Origin of the sequence: Streptomyces sp. CoH27 (assembly GCF_020181035.1) — a bacterium.
Lineage (GTDB): Bacteria > Actinomycetota > Actinomycetes > Streptomycetales > Streptomycetaceae > Streptomyces > Streptomyces camelliae.
Genome location: NZ_JAIQYY010000003.1, coordinates 143881 through 163375, shown reverse-complemented (window position 1 = coordinate 163375; position 19495 = coordinate 143881). Strand labels below are relative to the sequence as shown.

The following is a 19495-nucleotide window of genomic DNA, read 5'->3' as shown; positions in this document are numbered from 1 at the left end:
GGGCGGGGTGCCGACGCCCCTCGGCACCCCGGCCCGGTCCGCCCGCGCCCCTCGGCAGACCGGCCGGACCGGCCTATGGTTACAGGAAGGGGACAAAAGCGGACCTCTCCGTGAGGAGGTCACCATGCTCTCGGAGTTGCTGGGCGCCATCGCGGCGGCGGGATCCGCCGGTGTGATCTATCTGGCGATGGCGGCACGGATCGTCAAACAGTACGAACGGGGCGTGCTCTTCCGGCTCGGGCGCGTCGCCGGAGACCCACGGTCGCCGGGCTTCACACTGATCATCCCCTTCGTGGACCGGCTGCAGAAGGTCAACATGCAGATCGTCACGATGCCGATCCCGGCCCAGGAGGGCATCACCCGGGACAACGTCACCGTCCGTGTGGACGCCGTCGTCTACTTCAAGGTGATCGACGCGGAGAGCGCCCTGGTGAAGGTCGAGGACTACAAGTTCGCGGTGTCGCAGATGGCCCAGACGTCGCTGCGGTCGATCATCGGCAAGAGCGACCTGGACGATCTGCTGTCCAACCGCGAGAAGCTCAACCAGGGCCTGGAGCTGATGATCGACAGCCCGGCCGTCGGCTGGGGCATCCAGGTCGACCGGGTCGAGATCAAGGACGTGTCCCTGCCGGACACCATGAAGCGCTCCATGGCCCGCCAGGCCGAGGCCGACCGGGAACGCCGGGCCCGGATCATCAACGCCGACGCCGAGTTCCAGGCCTCCAAGAAGCTCGCCGAGGCCGCCCAGCAGATGGCCGACACGCCCGCCGCGCTCCAGCTGCGGCTGCTCCAGACGGTCATGGCGGTGTCGGCCGAGAAGAACTCCACGCTGGTCCTGCCGATCCCGGTGGAGCTGCTGCACTTCCTGGAACGGGGCAATCCGCAGCAGACCCCGAACGGCGGCACTCACCAGCAGCCACCGAACGGCGGCAGCCCGCAGCAGGCGCCGGACAGGGCCGCGCCCCCGCTCACGCTGGACGACAGCGCCCCGCCACCCCCGCTCGCACCGGACGACACCGGCACACCGCCTGCGCTCACGCTGGACGACAGTGCCTCGTCACCCCCGCTCACACTGGACGACAGTGCCTCGTCACCCCCGCTCACACTGGACGACAGCGCCCCGTCACCCCCGCTCGCCCTGGACGACGGCGGCACGCCGCAGCTCGCGCCGGACGGTGACGGAGAGACGCGTTCCGGCTAGCGTGCCGGACATGCGCAAGAGCTTGGCGGTCCTGACGGCCGTGCTGGCCGGCGTCGCCGCATGCGGGGGCGGTGGCGGGGACCAGGGCGCGGCCGTCAAGGGGGACAGCTCCGCCTCCCCGACGGCCACCACCCGCATCACGGTCACGAGCACCGCGTACGCCGAGGGCGGCACGATCCCGCGCCGCCACACCTGCGACGGAGCGGATCTCTCGCCGCCGCTCGCCTTCTCCGGCGTACCCGCGCGAACGGCGTCCCTGGCCCTGCTGCTGCGGGACTCCGACACCCCGCACGGCACGTTCACGCACTGGCTGGTGTGGGACATCGACGCACACACCGCACACCTGTCGGCGGGAGCACACCCGCCGGGCGCGACGGAGGGCCGCAACGACTTCGGCAGGCCGGGCTACGGCGGCCCGTGCCCGCCGCACGGCGACCGGCCGCACCACTACGTCCTGACGGTGTACGCGGCCGACAGCCGGCCGAAGCTCACGGCGAACGCCGGCCCGGACGACCTCCTGCGGGCCCTGGCAGGCCACACACTGGCCACCGGCACCCTCACCGGCCGCTACGGCCGCTAGCCGGGTGACCGTCGTCCTACGCTGGGAGCATGAGCGACGAGGACGATACGACGTACTGCACGATCGTCGGGACGGCGAAACCCCCGCAGGCGGACGGGCCGCCGTATGCGGCGTGTGTGATGTGCCGGGAGCCGACGGAGTACCCGGAGTCGTACAAGGGGATCACGCTCTGCCCGGTGTGCGAGTGGCAGGAGGCGCAGCGCACCGCGTGCTCAGGGTGAGCGGCGGGCGGTGAGCCGGGCGGCCACGGCGAAGGCGGCCGCCGTGAGCAGGGCCGCCCCGGCCAGCGGCAGCAGCGGCACCGGGACCCGGCCGGTCTGCGAACCGGTGACCAGTCCGCTGACCGCGGCCTCGGCCGGAGAGCCGGTGAGCACCACCGCGAGCAGCGCGCCCAGCAGCATCGCGGGCACCGCGCGGCCGGTGGAGCGCAGCACCGGCCGGTTGGTGAGCGCGCCGACGGCCGCGCCGAGCAGCGCGCACGCGAGCGTGGCCGGCAGCCCGGCCGCGCCAGCCTTGAGCGCGGGTACATGGATCTGGTGATCGTTGCTCGCCGGGGCGCTGATCAGCGTCACCACCACGGTCGCCACCACGCCGAGCGCGGCCGCCGCGCACAGCGCGGTCAGCAGACAGGCGAGGTGCGCCCGGGCCGGGCCGCGTGCGGCGGCGACGCAGGCGCGGGCCGCGTCCGGCTCGCTGGTGACGCAGATCCGCACCAGCCAGGCGGCCACCGGGAGCACACCGGCGGCCGTGTAGCCGAGCGAGTCGAGGACGGGCTGGCCGCTCTGCACGCCGATCCCGAGGAACGCGGCGTACAGGATCACCGGCGGCAGCCAGCGCTGGGAGCGCACCAGCAGGTCGGCCTGGTAGCGCAGGAGTGCGGTCATGGGCGGCTTTCGGGGTCGGGGGGTCCGGGGGGCGGGGTCACGCTGACGATGTGCCAGGGCGGGCGGGCCGTGAGCAGGACGCGCAGCAGGACGTCCGAGTGGGAGACGGGGACGGCGAGGCGGTAGCTGCCGGGGCCGGTCTCCTGCACGGAGGTGACGGTCCGTGCCGCGTCGGGCGGCAGCCCGCCCCCGGCCGGCCCCCGCACGGTGACCAGGGCGAGCGGCCCGGCCGGTGAACTCCCGTCCACCGTATGGTGCTTGAGCCCTCCGTCGAGCACGGTGTACGTCGCGTCCGGCGCCCCGGCCAGCCGGCGCGGGTCGTGGTCGACGAACACCACGGCACCCCCGGCGGCGGTCCGCTCGGCCACCGCCCGTTCCAGCTCGGCCCGCGCCGCCGCGTCCAGACCGGTCCAGGCCTCGTCCAGCACCAGCAGCTCCGGTTCGCCGAGCAGCGCCTGGGCCACGGCGACCTTCTGGCTGCTGCCCTTGGACAGCCGGGCCATCGGGGTACCGGCGTGGGCGGCCACGCCGAACCGCTCCAGCCAGATACCGGCGGCGCGCGTCGCGCTCGGGCGGCTCAGGCCGTGCACCGTACCGAGATGGGTGAGATAGCCGAGGGGGGTGAACGGCAGCGCCGAAGGGAACCGCTCGGGGACGTACGCCGTGCGCGGGCGGCCGGTGACCCGGCCCTCCGTCGGCGCGTCGAGCCGGGCGAGAAGGCGCAGGAGGGTGGATTTGCCGGTGCCGTTCGCTCCTTCCACGCGGGTGAGGGTGCCGGGGGCGATGGTGAGGTCGACGCCTCGTAACACCCAGGGGCCGCGGATGCCGTACCGGCGGCCTACGGCGATCAGTCGTAGGTCACGTTGCATGGGGCCATTGTGATCGGTTTCGCGCCCTTAAAGTTGGCTGGTGTGAGCCCTGATTCCACATCCCCGAGTGACAGGCGCGACGAAGCGCCCCAGTTCGTCCTGCCCCTCGTCGTACGGATAGAACGCGGCGCGCCCCCGGCCCGTACCGACGCGCTGGAGACGGCCGCGCGGGCCGTGCTCGTGCTGCTCGGGGACGAGCGGGCGAACGGGTACGGGGCGTGGGCCGAGGCGGTGCGCAGCTGGGAGGACGCGCGGATCCGGAAGGTCGTGCGGCGGGCCCGGGGGGCCGAGTGGCGGCGGGCCGAGGCGCTGCCCGGGATCACGGTGACCGGCAAGGCCGCGCAGGTACGGGTCTTCCCGCCGATCCCGCTCGACGGCTGGCCCAAGGACCTGGCGAAGCTCCAGGTGTCCGGCACCGAACTGGACGACCCGGAACCGCCCGTGGCGGCCGACCCGGCGCAGCCCGTGCTGTGGCTGAACCCGGAGCTGGAGATGTCGGCCGGCAAGGCCATGGCCCAGGCGGGGCACGGCGCCCAACTGGCCTGGTGGGCGCTGCCGGAGGCGGAGCGCGCGGCCTGGCGGGACGCGGGCTGCGCGCTGGCGGTCCGTACGGCCGACCCCGCCGACTGGGTCCGGCTGACCGGCAGTGGGCTGCCGGTCGTCCGGGACGCCGGTTTCACGGAGATCGCACCGGGCAGCTGCACGGTCGTCGCCGATCATCCCGCGCTGCGCCAGAGGCGGGGATGACGCGGGTCGACGGCCGGGTCGAACGGGGCAACCGCACCCGCAAGCTGGTACTGCGGCGCACGGTGGACATCGCCTCGGTCGAGGGCCTGGAGGCGCTCACCGTCGGCCGGCTCGCCGCCGAGCTGGAGCTGAGCAAGAGCGGGGTGTTCGCGCTCTTCGGCTCCAAGCAGGAGCTGCAGCTGGCCACCATCCGGGAGGCCGCGCGGATCTACACCGAGCGGGTGCTCCGGCCCGCGGCCCAGACTCCGCCGGGCCTCGGCCGGGTGTGGCGGCTGTGCGAGCTGTGGCTGGAGTACTCGCGCGGCCGGGTGTTCCCGGGCGGCTGCTTCTTCTACGGCGCCATGGCCGAGTACGACGCCCGGACCGGGCCGGTGCACGATGCCGTGGTCCGCGCGCAGCGCGACTGGTCGGCGCACGTGGAGCGCACGATCGACGAGGCCCGCACGGCGGGCGAGCTGCGCACCGGCACGGATGTCGGCCAACTCGCCTTCGAGGTGGTGGCGTTGCTGGAGACGGCGAACGCCCTGTCGGTGCTGCACGACGAGGAGAGCGCGTACCGCAGGGCTCGGGTGGGCATCGCGGCGCGCCTGCGGGACGCGGCCGTGGACGGGGTCCCGCTCCCCCACGTCACCTGATCCCCGGTCCGGTCGGGGATCGGTTCGGCTTCCAGAAAAATGAGCACGACCGTTCGCTTTGTTTTATAGGCTCGGACCATGACTGTGACCGGAATGAACGTCGTGGAACTCGACCGGATCGCCGTCCAGGAGGCCGTACGCCTGGTGGACCTGGCCACGGCCGCGGACTGGACGCGGGACACCCCCTGCGCGGGCTGGACCCTGCGCCGGCTCGTCGCGCACATGACCGCACAGCACGTCGGGTTCGCCGCGGCGGCGCGCGGTGCGGGCCGGGAGCCGGAGCACTGGCGGGAGGCCGAGGACGTGAGCGAGCCCGCCCGGGCCCATCGGTCGGCCGCCGCCGAGGTGCTCACGGCCTTCGCCGAACCGGGCGTGACGGAACGGGAGTTCGCGCTGCCGAACCTGGGCGGCATTCCGGGCGGCCGGGCCGTCGGCTTCCATCTCGTGGACTACGTGGTGCACGCCTGGGACGTCGCCGCCACCCTCGGCGCCACGGTGGACCTGCCCGAGCACGTGCTCGGCGCCGCGCTCGCCGTGGCCCGCGCGGTACCCACCGATCCCGCCCGGCGCGGCCCGGGCTTCCCCTTCGCCCCGGCGCTGGAGGTGCCCGAGGGCTCCGGCCCGCTTCAGGAGGCGCTGCGGCTGCTAGGCCGCAGCCCCGAGCGGTGGCCGGTGCGGGGCTGAACCTCAAATGTTGCTCTGAACGCGACAAGGAGGGGATTCGGGGCCGCCCGCCGGGGCGATACCTCCGTCATTCGCACGAGGGGAGGGGTCATGGGGGAAGGGGCCATGCGGGGAGAGGCCGTGCCGCGGCTGGGTACGGGGATCGGCTGGCGGCCGGAGATCGCGGACGCCGTGGAGCGGATGCCGGGGATCGACTGGGTGGAGGTCGTGGCGGAGAACGTCTGCCCGGGCCACCTCCCGGAGTCCCTGCTGCGGCTGCGCGAGCGCGGGGTGACCGTGATCCCGCACGGCGTCTCCCTCGGCCTGGGCGGCGCCGACCGCCCCGACGCGGGCCGCCTCACGGCGCTGGCGGAGCGCGCGGAGGCCCTCGGCTCCCCCCTGGTCACCGAGCACATCGCGTTCGTCCGCGCGGGCGGCGCGCTCACCGTGTCCCCGTCGCTGGAGGCCGGGCATCTGCTGCCGGTGCCGCGCACCCGGGATGCCCTGGACGTGCTCTGCGAGAACGTCCGCATCGCGCAGGACGCCCTGCCCGTGCCGCTGGCCCTGGAGAACATCGCCGCGCTGTTCTCCTGGCCGGACGAGGAGCTCACCGAGGGGCAGTTCCTGGCCGAACTGGTCGAGCGCACCGGCGTACGGCTGCTGATCGACGTGGCCAACCTGCACACCAACCACGTCAACCGGGGCGAGGACCCGGCCCGCGCGCTGGCCGAGCTGCCGCTGGAGGCGCTGGCCTACGTCCATGTCGCGGGCGGCTTCGAGCGCGACGGGGTCTGGCACGACAGCCACGCCCATCCGGTACCGCGCCCGGTCCTGGACATCCTGACCGGCCTCGCCGCCCGCACCACCCCGCCCGGGGTCCTGCTGGAACGGGACGAGAACTTCCCCGAACCGGCGGAACTGGAGCGGGAGCTGACCCTGATCCGGGAGGCGGTGACGGCCGCCGCCCGGGAGGGAGCCGGCACCGGCACCGGTGGCGGTACGGGGGCCGCCATCGCTGCCGGGCCGGCCGGCGGAGGCGTCGCCATACTCACGCGGCCCACGGTGGACGCACGCGAGCGGGTCGCCGTCGCCCAGGCCGCCGTACTGTCCTCCCTGGTCGCCGGCACACCGGTGCCCGAGGGCTTCGACCGGACACGGATGCGGGTCCAGGCCCGGGCTCTCGCCGCGAAGCGGGCGGACGTGGTGGCGAAGGTGGCCCCGGAACTGCCGGTGATCCTCGGCACGGGGTACCGGGAGACGTTCCTGGAGTACGCCCGGGAGCGGCCGATGAGCGGGGGGTACCGCCGGGACGCCCTGAACTTCGCTGCTCACCTGCTGCGGGCCGGACGGCCGGAGGAGGCGGGGTCCCGGGGGGAGCTGCGGGAGTGGTGGCTGGAGCGGGCGGGACCGGCGCCGAGGCAGTCCGGGGGACGGGTGGCCCGGGTGGCGCGGAGGGTGTTGCCGGGACGTCGGGGCTGAGCTGGGCGTGGGGTCGCTCGCCGGGCGCGAGCAGGGTGCCTCCCCCGAGCTCTTCGAGCAGGGGGTACCCCCAGCGCCCACCCTCCCCCAGTCTCGGCTTCGCTCGACCGGGGGCACCCCCATCGCCCCAGCGGCACGACCGCCCGCAGCCAGGGCCACAACGCACCCGCCCCGCCGACGCTCCGCACCCGAACGGCGACAACGCGCACACGCCGAGCCCCGCAGGGTCCCGCCCCCAGTAATATGCCAAGCCGCACCACACCCCCCATGCACACGCGCGTGCGGTGCGGCACAGGAGGCACCATGCGACCGCGCCCGCCGATCAAGGGCCGAGGCATATTCAGCGGCACCGGACTCGTCATCGCGGCCCTCGCGGCGACCGCGGCGGCGCTGCTGTACCCGCTCTGGTCCTACGCCGACCGGCAGGACACGGCGAACGCGAGCACGCTGAGCACGCAGACCGTCACCACCCCCTACGGCCCGCTGTCCGCACAGGACCAGGACTTCATCACCAAGGTCCGTCTCGCGGGGCTCTGGGAGCTGCCCGCCGGCGAGCTGGCGGAGCGCAAGGGCACCACGGTGGCCGTACGCACCGCGGGCCAGCACCTGGTCGACGGACACACCTCCCTGGACGCGCACGTCCGCACCGTCGCCGGCCAGCTCGGCACACCGCTGCCGAACGAGCCGAACGAGCAGCAGAAGCAGTGGCTGGCCACCCTGAACGCGGCGCAGGGAGTGGACTTCGACCGTCAGTTCGCCGCGATCCTGCGGCTCGCGCACGGCCGGGTGTTCACGCTGGTGGCCCAGGTCCGGGCCGACACCCAGAACTCTTTGGTCCGCGATCTCGCCGACGACGCCAACGCGACCGTCCTGGACCACATCAAGGTCCTGGAGGCGACGGGGTACGTCGACTTCGCCTCGCTCGCGCGGGAGCTGGCCGCCTCCCCCACTCCCGTGCCGACCCCGCCGGCGGTCGCCCCGAGCGCCGCCGTCCCGGTGACGCCGTAGCCGAGCGGCCGAACGGAACGTCACATACCGGCCACACTGTGTCCGGATAGTGAACAGGGCATGGCGTCCGCCCGGATCCCTGGCATAGAAAACAGATCATGTTCTGGGTCCTTCTCCTGTTTCTGGCCTGGGCTTTCGCCGGTACGGCGTGCACCCGGCTGTGCCTGGCGGCCGTGCGCGCGGCAGCACTGGACGTGGCCGCCGCCCCGGTGGACCGGGAGCAGGCTCACGGTCTGACGCTGTACGAGGCGGCCTTCCTCTCCGGCGGCCCCGTCCGGGTCGCCGACGTGACGATGGTCTCGATGGCCCGTCAGCGGCGCCTGCTGCTCGCGCACACGGGCTGGGCCACGGTCGTGGACCCGCGGGGGCACGACGAGATCGAGCAGTCCGTGATAGGGGCCATAGGGCCGGACGGCCAGTCGCGGATCCAGCCCGTGCGGGCGCGTGCGGCCGGTGCGGAGGCCGTACGGCGGCTCGCCCACCGGCTGGAGCGCGCCGGGCTCGCCGTGCCCGACGGCGCCGGTACGACCGTGGCGGCGGCCGTCCGCCAGGTGTGCGCCGCCGGTCTCGCCGTGGCGGCGCTCGGGGTGACCGCGCTGCTGCTGCTGCCCGTCCCCACCGGGACCCCGCGGCTGCTGGTCGGCCTGTGGTTCGCCCTGCCGCTCACGCTCTGTCTGAGCTGCCTGATCATCGCCCGGTTCGAGGTGCATCCGTACTCCCGCTGGGCCTCGCCCGCCGGGCTGCGGCTGCTGGGCGCGCTCACCCGCAAGCCCGCCGGGGACGAGCGGTCGTTCCTCACCTCCGTCGCCGTCCGCGGGATCCGCGCGATCGGCGAGCCGGAGCTCCGCGCGGCCTTCACCCACCGCGACCAGCCCTGGCGGGAGTGAGGGCGGCTTCGGAGCGGTCGAAGGGGCGCATCGGGGGCATTGGCGCGACACCGGCCGGGTGGTGCTTGTCTTCTTGTCCGCCCGAACGAAACATCCCTTCTGTCGTCGCCGCACCGAAGGGATACGCGATGAGAGCTGCCGCCGTGTACTCGGCCGCCGGGTCCTTGCTCCTGACCACCCTCGCCGCCGCCCCGGCGGGACAGGCTCTCGGCGCCGCGCCCGGTGCGCCCGGCGCGGCCGAGCTGCGCGGCACCCTGGTGGCCGCGGCCCGCGCCCGCGCGGCCGGCATCGACTTCGGCGCGTGCTCCCCGGCCGACGTCCCGGGGGCGCCGAGCAGCGTGCGGTGCGGCACGGTGACCGTCCCACTGGACTACGCCCGCCCGGACGGCACCCAGATCAGGCTGACCGTCAGCCGGGCCCGGGCGACCCAGAAGGACCCGCACAACAGCAAGCGGCGGGTGCCCCGGCAGGGCGCCCTCGTCTACAACCCGGGCGGCCCCGGCGCCTCCGGCATGTACTTCCCGCTGATCGGCACGGTCCCGCAGTGGAAGCGGATCGCCGGCGCCTACGACCTCGTCGGCTACGCCCCGCGCGGGGTGGGCCGTTCGGCGCCGCTGTCGTGCGAGGACCCGAAGCGCTTCTTCAAGGCGCCCACGGCCGCCCCCGAGCACCCGTCGGAGGCGTACAAGCGGCAGCGCGTCGCGCAGGCGAAGGCGTACGCGCGGGGCTGCGACCGGCGCTCCGGGAGCAGACTGCGCTTCTACACCTCCCTGAACAACGCCCGCGACCTGGACGTCCTGCGGGCCGCGCTCGGCGAGGACCGGCTGACCTTCGTGGGGGCGTCGTACGGCACCTACTTCGGGGCGCTGTACGCCACGATGTTCCCCACGCACGTACGGCGCATGGTGCTGGACTCGGCGGTGAACCCGGACCCGGCGAAGATCTGGTACCGCGACAACCTGGACCAGTCGGCCGCGTTCGAGGAGCGTTGGGGGGACTTCAAGGACTGGATCGCCCGCCATGACGACGTCTACAGGCTGGGGAACACGGCCGCGAAGGTGCAGCGCAGCTACGACACCGCGCGCGAGCGGCTGGCCGGGAAGGCGGCGGGCGGCAAGGTCGGTCCCGGCCAGTTGCAGAACGCGTTCCTGACGGCCGGGTACTACGACGACTTCTGGGCGAGCCGGGCCGCCGCGCTGTCGGCCTATCTGAAGGGCGACCCGAAGCCGCTGGTCCGGCTGGCCGCGCCGGTCACGGACTCGGCCGCGGAGGCGGAGGCGGAGAACACCAGCGCGGTGTACACGGCCGTGGAATGCAACGACGCGTCCTGGCCGACGGACTGGACGACGTGGGACCGGGACAACACCCGGATCGCCCGGGTCGCGCCCTTCGAGACCTGGGAGAACGCGTGGATGAACCTGCCGTGCGCCTCCTGGCCGGCGCCCCGGCAGCGGCCGCTGGACGTGCGGACCGGGCCGGGTGAACTGCCGCCGGTGCTGATCCTGTCCGCCGAGCAGGACGCGGCGGCGCCGTACGCGGGCGCGCTGGAGATGAACCGGCGGCTGGCCGGCTCGGTGCTGGTGACCGAGCGGGACGCGGGGACGCACGGCATCGCGGGCGGCGCGAACGCGTGCGTCAACGGGCACTTCGAGGCGTACCTGCTGCAGGGGCGGGTTCCTGAGCGGCGCGCGGCGTGTGCACCGCGTCAGGAACCCAAGCCGGACGAGGCGCCTTAAGCCAGGCCCGCCACCAGGTCCGCGATGTCCTTCCTGCGGCCCGTGAAGAACGGGATCTCCTCGCGGACGTGCCTGCGGGCCTCGGAGCCGCGCAGGTGGCGCATGAGGTCGACGATGCGGTAGAGCTCGTCGGCCTCGAAGGCGAGGATCCACTCGTAGTCGCCGAGTGAGAACGAGGCGACCGTGTTGGCGCGCACGTCGGGGTAGCCGCGGGCCATCTTGCCGTGGTCGGCGAGCATGCGGCGGCGGTCCTCGTCGGGCAGCAGATACCAGTCGTAGGAGCGCACGAAGGGGTAGACGCTCACGTAGTTGCGGGGCGTCTCGTCGGCGAGGAACGCCGGGATGTGCGAGCGGTTGAACTCGGCCGGGCGGTGCAGCGCCATGTTGGACCACACGGGCTCAAGGGCGCGGCCCAGCTTGGTGCGGCGGAAGAGGTTGTACGCGTCCTGGAGCTGGTCGCTGGTCTCGGCGTGCCACCAGATCATGAGGTCGGCGTCGGCGCGCAGGCCGGAGACGTCGTAGGTGCCGCGGATCGTCACGTCCTTGGCGGCGAGCTGGTCGAACAGCTCCTGGACCTCGTCGGCGTAACCCGCGCGGTCCTCGGGGAGCACGTCCTTCAGCTTGAAGACGGACCACAGGGTGTAGCGGATGACCTCGTTGAGGTCCTTGGCCAGCTTGCCCTTGTTCGGGATCCTGCCGGCCTCGGTGGTGGGGGCGTCGTCACTCATAATCCCTATTCTCCCGCCCCGCCGTGGAGGCTCTGCACCGGGTTGGCCGTGAGCTCCCGGATTCCGCTCAGGTCGCCGTCCAGCTGGTCCGCCGCCGCGTAGGCGCTCGCGATGCACGCCGGGACGCCGACGCCGTCGTACTGCGCGCCGCACACCGCGAGCCCGGGCAGTTTGGCGACGTGCTCGCGGATGCGGGCCACGCGCGCGTGGTGCCCGACCGGGTACTGCGGCAGGCCGTCGGTCCAGCGGGTGACCCGGGTCCGCAGGGGTTCGGCGGCCAGGCCGGTCGCCTCGCGCAGGTCGTGCCGGGAGACCTCGACGAGGGCGGCGTCGTCCCGCTGGAGGATCTCCGTCTCGCCGTAGCGGCCCACGGAGGTGCGCAGCACGACCACCTCCGGGTCCTCCTCGGCGATCCAGCCCCACTTGCGGGAGGCGAACGTGGACGCCTTGATCGTGCGGCCGTCGACCGGCGGGACCAGGAAGCCGCTGCCCTCGGGGAGCGTCGCGTCCGCGCGGCGGTAGGCGAGGGTGACCAGGGCCATCGAGGCGTACTCGACCGCTCGCAGTTCGGCGGCGGCCGCCGGGGACTCGGCGCCGAGCAGTTCGGCGGCGGCCGGGGCCGGTACGGCGACGATCACCGCGTCGGCGTGCAGCACCCGCTCCCCGGCGACCACCCGCCAGCCGCCGTCGGCCGCCCGCCGCAGCTCGCGCACGGGCGTCCCGGTGAGGATCTCGCCGCCGCGCGCGCGGACGGAGTCGGCGACCGCGAGCGGCAGCGTGCCCACGCCGCCCTCGATGCCCATGAAGACCGGCCCGCTCTGCCCGCTCGCGGCCGCCTTGGCCTGGATCTCGCGGACCCCCTCGGTGAGGGAGGCGTGGGCGCGGACGGCCTGGAAGAGCTGGGGGACGGCCGAGCGCATCGAGATGCGGTACGCGTCGCCCGCGTAGACCCCGCCGAGCAGGGGCTCGACGAGCCGGTCGACGACCTCGCGGCCGAGCCGGGCGGCCACGTACTCCCCCACGGCCACGTCGTCCCCGACCTCGGTGCGCGGCAGATCGGCGTCGCGCTCGATGCGGGCGAGGCCCCCGTCGGACAGGACGCCGGAGAGTGCGGCGGCGGTGCCGGGCACGCCCATCACATGGCCCTTGGGCATGGGCCGCAGGGCGCCCCGGGTCCAGATCGAGGCGGTCGCGGTGGCCGGCGGCTGGAGACGGCCGGCCAGTCCCACCTCGCGCGCGAGGGTCACCGCCTCGGGGCGGCGGGCGAGCAGCGACTCGGCGCCCAGGTCGACCCGCACGCCCGCGATCTCACCGGGCAGCAGCTTGCCGCCGACCCGGTCCGCGGCCTCCAGCACGGTCACGCGCGCGCCCCGCCCGAGCAGCCGGTGGGCGGCGGCCAGCCCGGCGATCCCGGCTCCGATGACGACGACATGCCCTGTACGCGTACCCGTTGCGCTCATGCCCCCACTCTCTCAGACCCCACTGACACTCCGGCCAGGGCCCGCAGGTCCCTCGCCTCGCGGCCCGGTGATCGTGACGAGTCCGGACCGTGACCGCATCGGGACCAGGGCGGCTCAAACGTTCCCGCCGGCCCCGCCGTCGAAGAACCGTCACCGCTACCGGCCCCGGGGGGTACCGCCCATGCGCCCACAACGTTCCGCACGACCCGCACGGCCCACAGGCCACGCGCGCTCCGCACACCGATCCGTCCGTCCGCTGGCCGGCCTGCTGCTCGCCGCCTCCCTCGCGCTCGCCGGATGCGGCGGCGCGGCCGACTCGGGCGGCGGTGCCTCGGCGAAGTCCGCCGCGGACACCGGGGCGCGGCAGCCGGGCGCGGGCGGCAGCGGCGCGGCGGACTCCGCCAGGTCCCCCCGGCAGACACCCAGGCTCGCGCCGAACGCGGTCATCCGCACCGCCTCCCTGACCATCGAGGTCAAGGACGCCGACAAGGCCCTGGCCGAGGCCCGTACCACCGCCGAGAGCGCGGGCGGTTACGTCGGCGAGGAGACCACCGGCCGGGACGCCGACGGCCACGAGCGGACCCGGGTCGTGCTGCGCGTGCCCAGCGCGCGGTACGACGAGGTGCTCGCCGGCCTCCAGGGCACCGGCCGGCTCGTCGAGCGCACCGCGAAGGCGGAGGACGTCACCGACCAGGTCGTGGACGTGGACAGCCGGGCGAAGTCCCAGCGGGCCAGCGTGGACCGGATCCGCACGCTGATGGACCGGGCGGCGAAGCTGAGCGATGTCGTGTCCCTGGAGGGGGAGTTGAGCAGCCGCGAGGCCGACCTGGAGTCCCTGCTGGCCCAGCAGGCGTCCCTGAAAGACCGCACGAGTCTCGCGACCATCACTCTGTCGCTGTCCGAGAAACCCGTGCACAAGGCCGCCGGGGACGGCACACCGGGCCTCGGGGACGCGCTCGCGGGCGGCTGGCACGTGTTCGTCACGCTGCTGCGCTGGATCGCCCTGGCGCTCGGCGCCGCCCTGCCGTTCGCGGCCTTCGCGGCCCTGTCGGCGCTGGTGTGGCTGCGGGTCGTACGGCCCCGGCTGCCGCGCCGACGGGAGCCGGCGCCCGCGATGACGGCCCTCGGCCCGCTGCCGTCGGCGCGCCCGGTGCCGGAGTCCTCCGGGGAGGCGGACCGGGACTGAAATGCCGTGGCCCCGTAGCGTGTTCCCATGACCATGAGCGGTGGACGGGGCGGGACGGAACGGCTGGTCGTGATCGGCGGTGACGCCGCGGGCATGTCCGCGGCGTCACAGGCGCGCCGGCTGAAGGGGCCCGGCGAGCTGGAGATCGTGGCCTTCGAACGCGGACACTTCACCTCCTTCTCGGCGTGCGGCATCCCGTACTGGGTGGGCGGCGACGTCCCCGAGCGGGACGACCTGATCGCCCGCACTCCCGAGGAGCACCGCGCGCGGGACATCGATCTGCGGCTGCGCACGGAGGTCACCGAGATCGACGTGGCCGGGCAGCGGGTACGCGCGCGTGACGTCGATTCCGGCGCCGAGTCCTGGACGTCGTACGACAAGCTCGTGATCGCCACCGGGGCCCGCCCGGTCCGCCCGGAGCTGCCCGGCACGGACGCTCCCGGGGTGCACGGGGTGCAGACGCTGGACGACGGCCAGGCCCTGCTGGGGACGCTGGCACGCGCGCGTGGCCGGCGCGCGGTGGTCGTCGGCGCGGGCTACATCGGTGTCGAGATGGCCGAGGCGCTGATCAACCGCGGCTTCGAGGTGACGGTCGTCAACCGTGGCGAGGAGCCCATGTCGACGCTCGATCCGGACATGGGCCGACTGGTGCACCGGGCCATGGAGGGCCTCGGCATCACGATGGTGAACGGCGCCGAGGTCACCAAGATCCTCACCGCGGCCGACGGCACGGCCCGCGCGGTCGCCACGCAGCACGCCGAGTACCCCGCGGACGTGGTGATCCTCGGTATCGGCGTCCGCCCGGAGACCGCGCTCGCCGAGGCCGCCGGCCTCCCCCTCGGCACCCACGGCGGCCTGCTCACCGACCTCGCGATGCGGGTGCGCGGGCACTCGAACATCTGGGCGGGCGGCGACTGCGTGGAGGTGCTGAACCTGGTCTCGGGCCAGGAGCAGTACGTCCCGCTCGGCACCCACGCCAACAAGCACGGCCAGGTCATCGGCACCAACGCCGGCGGCGGTTACGCCACGTTCCCGGGCGTGGTCGGCACGGCGGTCAGCAAGGTCTGCGACCTGGAGATCGCCCGCACCGGCCTGCGCGAGAAGGACGCCGACCGGGTGGGCCTGCGGTACGAGACGGTCACCATCGAGTCCACCAGCCGCGCCGGCTACTACCCCGGCGCCTCCCCCATGACGGTCAAGATGCTCGCCGAACGCCGCACGGGCCGCCTGCTCGGCGTGCAGATCGTCGGCAGGGAGGGTGCGGCGAAGCGGGTCGACATCGCGGCGGTGGCCCTGACCGCGCAGATGACGGTGGAACAGATGACGGCCCTGGACCTGGGCTACGCCCCGCCGTTCTCCCCGGTGTGGGACCCGGTGCTGGTGGCGGCGAGAAAGGCGACGGCGAAGGTGCGGGCTTCCTAGGCCGTACCGCTTCCTAGGCCGTACCGCTGATCCTCGGCAACGCGGAGACGGCCGCGGGCTGCTCCCCCGGCGTCTTCGCGTGCGACGCCGTCGGCCGGGCGGACCGCAGCCGGTAGCTCACGGCCTCGTCCAGCGTCACCGGGCGCCCCATCTGCGAAGCGAGCCGCCCGGCCTCCTGACCGAGCCGCGCGACATCCTCCCAGGGGATCCGTACCACCAGGGCCAGCTCGGCCTCACCGTCGGGCAGCGCCTGCATAGGCTGAATCTGCGGAGCGTTCGTCATCGCCTGTGTCCTCACGTCGGTTGAGAACAGATACGCACACCCGCCCGGCCCCGTTCACCGGTTCGCCCGCCGTATCCCGGGCAGTAGTCCTGTGTGGTCATCCCCGTCCATGACGTGAATCCGGTGCGCCGCACCCCCTGGGTGACGTACGTGCTGATCGCCGCCAACGTCCTCGTGTTCGTCACCACGCCCGGGATAGCGGGTTCCGTGGCCGGCGGCAGTGATCTGGCGCAGCTGTGCCATCTCCAGGCCTTCATGGACCACTACGCGGCCGTGCCGAGAGAGCTGATCCACCATCAGTTGCCGCGGCTGGTGCCGACGGGGCAGGTGGGTGTCGGCCCGCACGGCCCGGGGTGTGTCGTGGGGCCGCCGTCCTACGCCAAGTCCCCGCCGCTGTCGGTGTTCACGGCGATGTTCCTGCACGGCAGCTGGCTGCACCTGCTGGGGAACATGCTCTTCCTGCTGATCTTCGGCAACAACGTCGAGGACCGGATGGGCCATGTCCGGTACTTCTTCTTCTACGTCGTCTGCGGCTATGCGGCCGGATACGGCTTCGCGCTGCTCAACGCCTCCTCGTCCGACCCGCTGATCGGCGCGTCCGGCGCGATCGCCGGAGTGCTCGGCGCCTACATCGTGCTGTGGCCGAGGGCGCGCGTCTGGGTTCTCGTGCCGTTCTTGGTCTTCCTGCCGCTCCGGCTGCCCGCCTGGCTGGTGCTGGGCTTCTGGTTCGGACTCCAGGCGGTGTACTCGTCCGGGCACGGTGTCTCCGGGGCGGGCACGGTGGCGTACGCGGCGCACGTGGTCGGCTTCGTGGCGGGCATGCTGCTCGCCTGGCCGCTCAAGCCGGGCACCCCGCCGCCGCCGGAGCCACGCGGTCTGCTGTTCGGCAGACGGGCGCGGCCCCGCTCGACCTGGTGAGTCAGCGTGCGGTGGCGGTGTGGACGTAGTCCACGAGCCGGGTCAGCGCGTCCGGGTCGGTGTTCGGCATGACGCCGTGGCCGAGGTTGAAGACGTGGCCCTCCAGACCGGCGGCCGCGTCCAGCACCTCGCGGGCCTTGGCCTCGACGGTGCTCTTGTCGGTGAACAGCACCGTCGGGTCGAGGTTGCCCTGGAGCGCCTTGCCGGGGCCGATCCGGCGGGCGGCCTCGTCCAGCGGGACGCGCCAGTCGACGCCGACGACGTCCGCGCCGGCCTCGCCCATGAGCTTCAGCAGCTCACCGGTGCCGACACCGAAGTGAATGCGCGGGACGCCATATCCGGCGACGGCGTCGAAGACCTTCGCCGAGGCGGGCATGACCGACTTCCGGTAGTCGGCGGGGGCGAGCGCGCCGGCCCAGGAGTCGAAGAGCTGGACCGCGCTCGCGCCGGCCTCGATCTGGACCTTCAGGAACGCGGCCGTGATGTCGGCGAGCCGGTCGAGCAGGTCGGCCCACAGCTCGGGGTCGGCGTACATCATCGCCTTGGCGTTCTCGTACGTGCGCGACGGGCCCCCCTCGACGAGGTAGCTCGCGAGGGTGAAAGGCGCGCCCGCGAAACCGATCAGCGGGGTGGCGCCCAGCTCACGGGTCAGCAGGCCGATGGCCTCGGTGACGTAGGAGACGTCCTCGGGCGTGAGGTCGCGCAGCTGCGCCAGGTCGGCCCGGGTTCGGATCGGGCGCTCGACGACCGGGCCGACGCCGGGCTTGATGTCGAGGTCGATACCGATGGCCTTGAGGGGGACGACGATGTCGCTGTAGTAGATCGCCGCGTCCACGTTGTGCCGGCGCACGGGCTGGAGCGTGATCTCGGTGACCAGCTCGGGTCGCGTGCACGACTCCAGCATGGGGATGCCCTCGCGCACCTTGCGGTACTCCGGCAGCGAGCGGCCGGCCTGCCGCATGAACCACACGGGCGTGTGCGGCACGGCTTCACGCCGGCACGCCCTGAGGAAAGCGCTGTCGTACGTCGCGGTCGACTGCTGGCCCGAGGGGCTTCCGTTGGCACTCACGACGGCAAGTCTCGCACGGCCGCGAGGAGAGAAGTGCGGCAGCCCTCAGGGGGTGTCTTGCCCTGCACGGAGCCGCGCTTCCCCTTACTCTTCCCCGCATGGCTGGGGCTCAGGGACGAATGTCGGACAGCGCTGACGGAATGGGCGACGTGAAGGACACCGAGGAGGCGGACCGGCACTCCCCCGCGTCGGGCCCGCCGGCGTTCCGGGCCGCGGTGGAGGCGCTGCGCGGCTGCCGGCTGCGGCCGCAGGTCGAGGTGGAGCCGACGCCCGCGCCACAGCGGCTGGCGCCGTACGCGTACGCGCTGGAGGCCGTGGTGGTCGACGGTGAGCAGGAGCTGGCCGACGGGCGGCTGGTGCTGCTGCACGACCCGGCCGGGCACGACGCCTGGCAGGGGACGTTCCGGCTGGTGACGCTGGTGCGCGCGGAGCTGGAGCCGGAGATGGCGGCGGATCCGCTGCTGCCGGAGGTGTGCTGGTCGTGGCTGACCGGGGCGCTGCAGGCGCGCGGGCTGGGTTACGGCGAGCCGAGCGGGACGATCACGCGCGCGAGTTCGCACTACTTCGGCGGGCTGGCCGAGCGGCCCGCCGCCTCGCAGATCGAGATCCGGGCCTCCTGGACGCCCCGCGAGGGCCTGGGCGGGGTCCCGGACACGGCCTCCCACCTGGCCTCCTGGTGCGATCTGCTGGCCCAGGTCGCGGGGCTGCCGCCGGCCGGGCCGGGCGATGCCTCGGTGGTGACGCTGCCGCAGCGCAGGGGTCCGCAGTCACGCTGAGATGATCACACGATCCCGCCGGTTCTCCGGGGGTGTCCCCCTCATGGCGGCCCCATTGACCATCTCTTTGTCGATACGGCCACTTTCGAACCCCGAATGACATCCGCTTGAACCGACTCGATCTTCGGATGATCGATCGCGTGTCCGAATTGCACAGATTGTTACTCACTAGATCGTGATCATTCTCTAAAGGCGGATGAGTTTGCTGCCGAAGACGACTGTGACCTTGAAAGCACGGTTCGTCCCGGCTGAATCCCCACAAGCCGGCCCCGTCCCCCCACCCAGGAGGCCTGGTGTCCGTTCTCCTAGAGCAGCCCGCAAGCCTGGTCGCCTACCGCCCGAACAAGCCGACCGCCATGGTGGTCGTGGCCGACCCGCGCGTCCGCTCCACCGTCACCCGCCATCTGTGGGCGCTGGGCGTGCGCGATGTCATCGAGGCCTCGTCCGTCGCGGAGGCTCGTCCCCGCATCGGCAACCCCCGCGACATCTGCGTCGCCGACGTCCACCTGCCCGACGGCTCCGGCCTGACCCTGCTGTCCGAGACCCGCGCGGCGGGCTGGCCCAACGGGCTGGCGCTCTCCGCCGCCGACGACATCGGCGCGGTCCGCAACGCGCTGGCCGGCGGGGTCAAGGGCTATGTCGTCACCGGTACCCGCACCAACATCGGACTTCCCGCCCGGCCCGGCGCCGCTCCCCTCGGCGCCGCCCGGATGCACCGCCGCCCCCCGGGTGCCCCGAGCCACCCGGGCGGCTACCGCGAACTGTCCGGCCGCGAGGTCGAGGTGCTCCGCCTCGTCGCGGAGGGCCAGTCCAACAAGGCCATCGGCGTCTCGATGGGCCTGTCCGCCCTGACCGTGAAGAGCCACCTCGCCCGCATCGCCCGCAAACTGGGCACCGGTGACCGGGCCGGCATGGTCGCCGTGGCCCTGCGCACCGGGATCATCCACTGAGCCGTTCGGAGCAG

At 73.5% G+C, this 19495-nt stretch carries 21 protein-coding genes; 15 read left to right on the top strand and 6 right to left on the bottom strand.

Annotated elements, in window-relative coordinates; genetic code table 11:
• Nucleotides 1–124: 124 nt before the first annotated feature.
• The 3 genes from LE548_RS06000 to LE548_RS05990 are packed head-to-tail and all read left to right on the top strand — an operon-like array spanning nt 125 to nt 2002.
• Nucleotides 125–1201 (top strand): SPFH domain-containing protein, encoded by a 1077-nt coding sequence (locus tag LE548_RS06000; protein WP_225095584.1) that lies wholly within the window; start codon nt 125–127, stop codon nt 1199–1201.
• Between the two features lie 10 nt (nt 1202–1211).
• Nucleotides 1212–1781, top strand: a complete 570-nt coding sequence (locus LE548_RS05995) for a YbhB/YbcL family Raf kinase inhibitor-like protein (protein WP_225095583.1) — start codon at nt 1212–1214, stop codon at nt 1779–1781.
• Between the two features lie 29 nt (nt 1782–1810).
• Nucleotides 1811–2002 (top strand): hypothetical protein, encoded by a 192-nt coding sequence (locus LE548_RS05990; protein WP_225095582.1) that lies wholly within the window; start codon nt 1811–1813, stop codon nt 2000–2002.
• On the opposite strand, the gene LE548_RS05985 is transcribed toward LE548_RS05990, so the two are convergent.
• On the bottom strand, nt 1994–2665 hold the full coding sequence (locus LE548_RS05985; RefSeq protein ID WP_225095581.1) for an ABC transporter: 672 nt from the start codon (nt 2663–2665) through the stop codon (nt 1994–1996). The genes LE548_RS05990 and LE548_RS05985 overlap by 9 nt on opposite strands.
• Nucleotides 2662–3534, bottom strand: coding sequence for an ATP-binding cassette domain-containing protein (locus LE548_RS05980; protein WP_225095580.1), 873 nt, complete (start codon nt 3532–3534; stop codon nt 2662–2664). Before LE548_RS05980 ends, LE548_RS05985 begins: the two co-directional genes overlap by 4 nt.
• Nucleotides 3535–3576: 42 nt before the next feature.
• Here LE548_RS05980 and LE548_RS05975 point away from each other — a divergent pair, with 42 nt between their 5' ends.
• The 7 genes from LE548_RS05975 to LE548_RS05945 all read left to right on the top strand — a co-directional run bounded on the left by LE548_RS05975 (nt 3577) and on the right by LE548_RS05945 (nt 10689).
• Nucleotides 3577–4281 carry a peptidyl-tRNA hydrolase gene (locus LE548_RS05975; protein WP_225095579.1) on the top strand — a complete coding sequence of 235 codons (705 nt, stop codon included), beginning with the start codon at nt 3577–3579 and terminating at the stop codon, nt 4279–4281.
• Entirely contained in the window at nt 4278–4916 is a 639-nt protein-coding gene (locus tag LE548_RS05970; RefSeq protein ID WP_225095578.1) for a TetR/AcrR family transcriptional regulator, read from the top strand. The genes LE548_RS05975 and LE548_RS05970 overlap by 4 nt, the downstream gene beginning before the upstream one ends.
• A 78-nt stretch (nt 4917–4994) precedes the next feature.
• Complete coding sequence (locus LE548_RS05965) at nt 4995–5600, top strand: TIGR03086 family metal-binding protein (RefSeq protein WP_225095577.1); 606 nt, start codon at nt 4995–4997, stop codon at nt 5598–5600.
• 90 nt (nt 5601–5690) lie between these two features.
• Nucleotides 5691–7058, top strand: coding sequence for a DUF692 domain-containing protein (locus LE548_RS05960; protein ID WP_263635753.1), 1368 nt, complete (start codon nt 5691–5693; stop codon nt 7056–7058).
• A gap of 303 nt (nt 7059–7361) precedes the next feature.
• Nucleotides 7362–8066: a DUF4142 domain-containing protein gene (locus tag LE548_RS05955; RefSeq protein ID WP_225095576.1), complete on the top strand. Its 705-nt coding sequence runs from the start codon at nt 7362–7364 to the stop codon at nt 8064–8066.
• Nucleotides 8067–8164: 98 nt separating this feature from the next.
• Nucleotides 8165–8953 (top strand): TIGR04222 domain-containing membrane protein, encoded by a 789-nt coding sequence (locus LE548_RS05950; protein WP_225095575.1) that lies wholly within the window; start codon nt 8165–8167, stop codon nt 8951–8953.
• Nucleotides 8954–9081: 128 nt separating this feature from the next.
• Nucleotides 9082–10689, top strand: a complete 1608-nt coding sequence (locus LE548_RS05945) for an alpha/beta hydrolase (RefSeq protein WP_225095574.1) — start codon at nt 9082–9084, stop codon at nt 10687–10689.
• Here the strand turns inward: LE548_RS05945 and hemQ are convergent.
• Together hemQ and hemG are read right to left on the bottom strand one after the other, a co-directional pair.
• Nucleotides 10686–11417, bottom strand: a complete 732-nt coding sequence (gene hemQ / locus LE548_RS05940) for a hydrogen peroxide-dependent heme synthase (RefSeq protein ID WP_225095573.1) — start codon at nt 11415–11417, stop codon at nt 10686–10688. The genes LE548_RS05945 and hemQ overlap by 4 nt on opposite strands.
• Nucleotides 11418–11422: 5 nt before the next feature.
• Nucleotides 11423–12877 carry a protoporphyrinogen oxidase gene (gene hemG, locus LE548_RS05935; protein WP_225095572.1) on the bottom strand — a complete coding sequence of 485 codons (1455 nt, stop codon included), beginning with the start codon at nt 12875–12877 and terminating at the stop codon, nt 11423–11425.
• A 181-nt stretch (nt 12878–13058) separates the two neighbouring features.
• Between hemG and LE548_RS05930 the strand changes: the two genes are divergently transcribed.
• Both LE548_RS05930 and LE548_RS05925 read left to right on the top strand, forming a co-directional pair.
• Nucleotides 13059–14063 (top strand): DUF4349 domain-containing protein, encoded by a 1005-nt coding sequence (locus LE548_RS05930; protein ID WP_225095571.1) that lies wholly within the window; start codon nt 13059–13061, stop codon nt 14061–14063.
• 27 nt (nt 14064–14090) lie between these two features.
• Nucleotides 14091–15485, top strand: a complete 1395-nt coding sequence (locus LE548_RS05925; protein ID WP_225095570.1) for an FAD-dependent oxidoreductase — start codon at nt 14091–14093, stop codon at nt 15483–15485.
• A gap of 13 nt (nt 15486–15498) precedes the next feature.
• Here the strand turns inward: LE548_RS05925 and LE548_RS05920 are convergent, their stop codons facing one another.
• A complete protein-coding gene (locus LE548_RS05920; RefSeq protein ID WP_225095569.1) occupies nt 15499–15768 on the bottom strand; it encodes a hypothetical protein in 270 nt (89 codons plus the stop codon).
• 93 nt (nt 15769–15861) lie between these two features.
• Here LE548_RS05920 and LE548_RS05915 point away from each other — a divergent pair, with 93 nt between their 5' ends.
• Nucleotides 15862–16686, top strand: coding sequence for a rhomboid family intramembrane serine protease (locus tag LE548_RS05915; RefSeq protein WP_225095568.1), 825 nt, complete (start codon nt 15862–15864; stop codon nt 16684–16686).
• Nucleotide 16687: 1 nt separating this feature from the next.
• Here the strand turns inward: LE548_RS05915 and hemE are convergent, their stop codons facing one another.
• On the bottom strand, nt 16688–17755 hold the full coding sequence (hemE, locus tag LE548_RS05910; RefSeq protein WP_225095567.1) for a uroporphyrinogen decarboxylase: 1068 nt from the start codon (nt 17753–17755) through the stop codon (nt 16688–16690).
• Nucleotides 17756–17853: 98 nt separating this feature from the next.
• Between hemE and LE548_RS05905 the strand changes: the two genes are divergently transcribed.
• Complete coding sequence (locus LE548_RS05905; RefSeq protein ID WP_225095566.1) at nt 17854–18531, top strand: DUF3000 domain-containing protein; 678 nt, start codon at nt 17854–17856, stop codon at nt 18529–18531.
• Between the two features lie 293 nt (nt 18532–18824).
• Complete coding sequence (locus LE548_RS05900) at nt 18825–19481, top strand: response regulator transcription factor (RefSeq protein WP_031169226.1); 657 nt, start codon at nt 18825–18827, stop codon at nt 19479–19481.
• The last annotated feature ends 14 nt before the right edge of the window (nt 19482–19495 follow it).

What these genes read in the sequence shown, in the direction of transcription:
- LE548_RS06000 (WP_225095584.1), top strand. Translation starts at nt 125, where the DNA reads ATGCTCTCGGAGTTGCTGGGCGCCATCGCGGCGGCGGGATCCGCCGGT.
- LE548_RS05995 (WP_225095583.1), top strand. Translation starts at nt 1,212, where the DNA reads ATGCGCAAGAGCTTGGCGGTCCTGACGGCCGTGCTGGCCGGCGTCGCC.
- LE548_RS05990 (WP_225095582.1), top strand. Translation starts at nt 1,811, where the DNA reads ATGAGCGACGAGGACGATACGACGTACTGCACGATCGTCGGGACGGCG.
- LE548_RS05985 (WP_225095581.1), bottom strand. Translation starts at nt 2,665, where the DNA reads ATGACCGCACTCCTGCGCTACCAGGCCGACCTGCTGGTGCGCTCCCAG.
- LE548_RS05980 (WP_225095580.1), bottom strand. Translation starts at nt 3,534, where the DNA reads ATGCAACGTGACCTACGACTGATCGCCGTAGGCCGCCGGTACGGCATC.
- LE548_RS05970 (WP_225095578.1), top strand. Translation starts at nt 4,278, where the DNA reads ATGACGCGGGTCGACGGCCGGGTCGAACGGGGCAACCGCACCCGCAAG.
- LE548_RS05965 (WP_225095577.1), top strand. Translation starts at nt 4,995, where the DNA reads ATGACTGTGACCGGAATGAACGTCGTGGAACTCGACCGGATCGCCGTC.
- LE548_RS05960 (WP_263635753.1), top strand. Translation starts at nt 5,691, where the DNA reads ATGGGGGAAGGGGCCATGCGGGGAGAGGCCGTGCCGCGGCTGGGTACG.
- LE548_RS05955 (WP_225095576.1), top strand. Translation starts at nt 7,362, where the DNA reads ATGCGACCGCGCCCGCCGATCAAGGGCCGAGGCATATTCAGCGGCACC.
- LE548_RS05950 (WP_225095575.1), top strand. Translation starts at nt 8,165, where the DNA reads ATGTTCTGGGTCCTTCTCCTGTTTCTGGCCTGGGCTTTCGCCGGTACG.
- LE548_RS05945 (WP_225095574.1), top strand. Translation starts at nt 9,082, where the DNA reads ATGAGAGCTGCCGCCGTGTACTCGGCCGCCGGGTCCTTGCTCCTGACC.
- hemQ (WP_225095573.1), bottom strand. Translation starts at nt 11,417, where the DNA reads ATGAGTGACGACGCCCCCACCACCGAGGCCGGCAGGATCCCGAACAAG.
- hemG (WP_225095572.1), bottom strand. Translation starts at nt 12,877, where the DNA reads ATGAGCGCAACGGGTACGCGTACAGGGCATGTCGTCGTCATCGGAGCC.
- LE548_RS05930 (WP_225095571.1), top strand. Translation starts at nt 13,059, where the DNA reads ATGCGCCCACAACGTTCCGCACGACCCGCACGGCCCACAGGCCACGCG.
- LE548_RS05925 (WP_225095570.1), top strand. Translation starts at nt 14,091, where the DNA reads ATGACCATGAGCGGTGGACGGGGCGGGACGGAACGGCTGGTCGTGATC.
- LE548_RS05920 (WP_225095569.1), bottom strand. Translation starts at nt 15,768, where the DNA reads ATGACGAACGCTCCGCAGATTCAGCCTATGCAGGCGCTGCCCGACGGT.
- LE548_RS05905 (WP_225095566.1), top strand. Translation starts at nt 17,854, where the DNA reads ATGGCTGGGGCTCAGGGACGAATGTCGGACAGCGCTGACGGAATGGGC.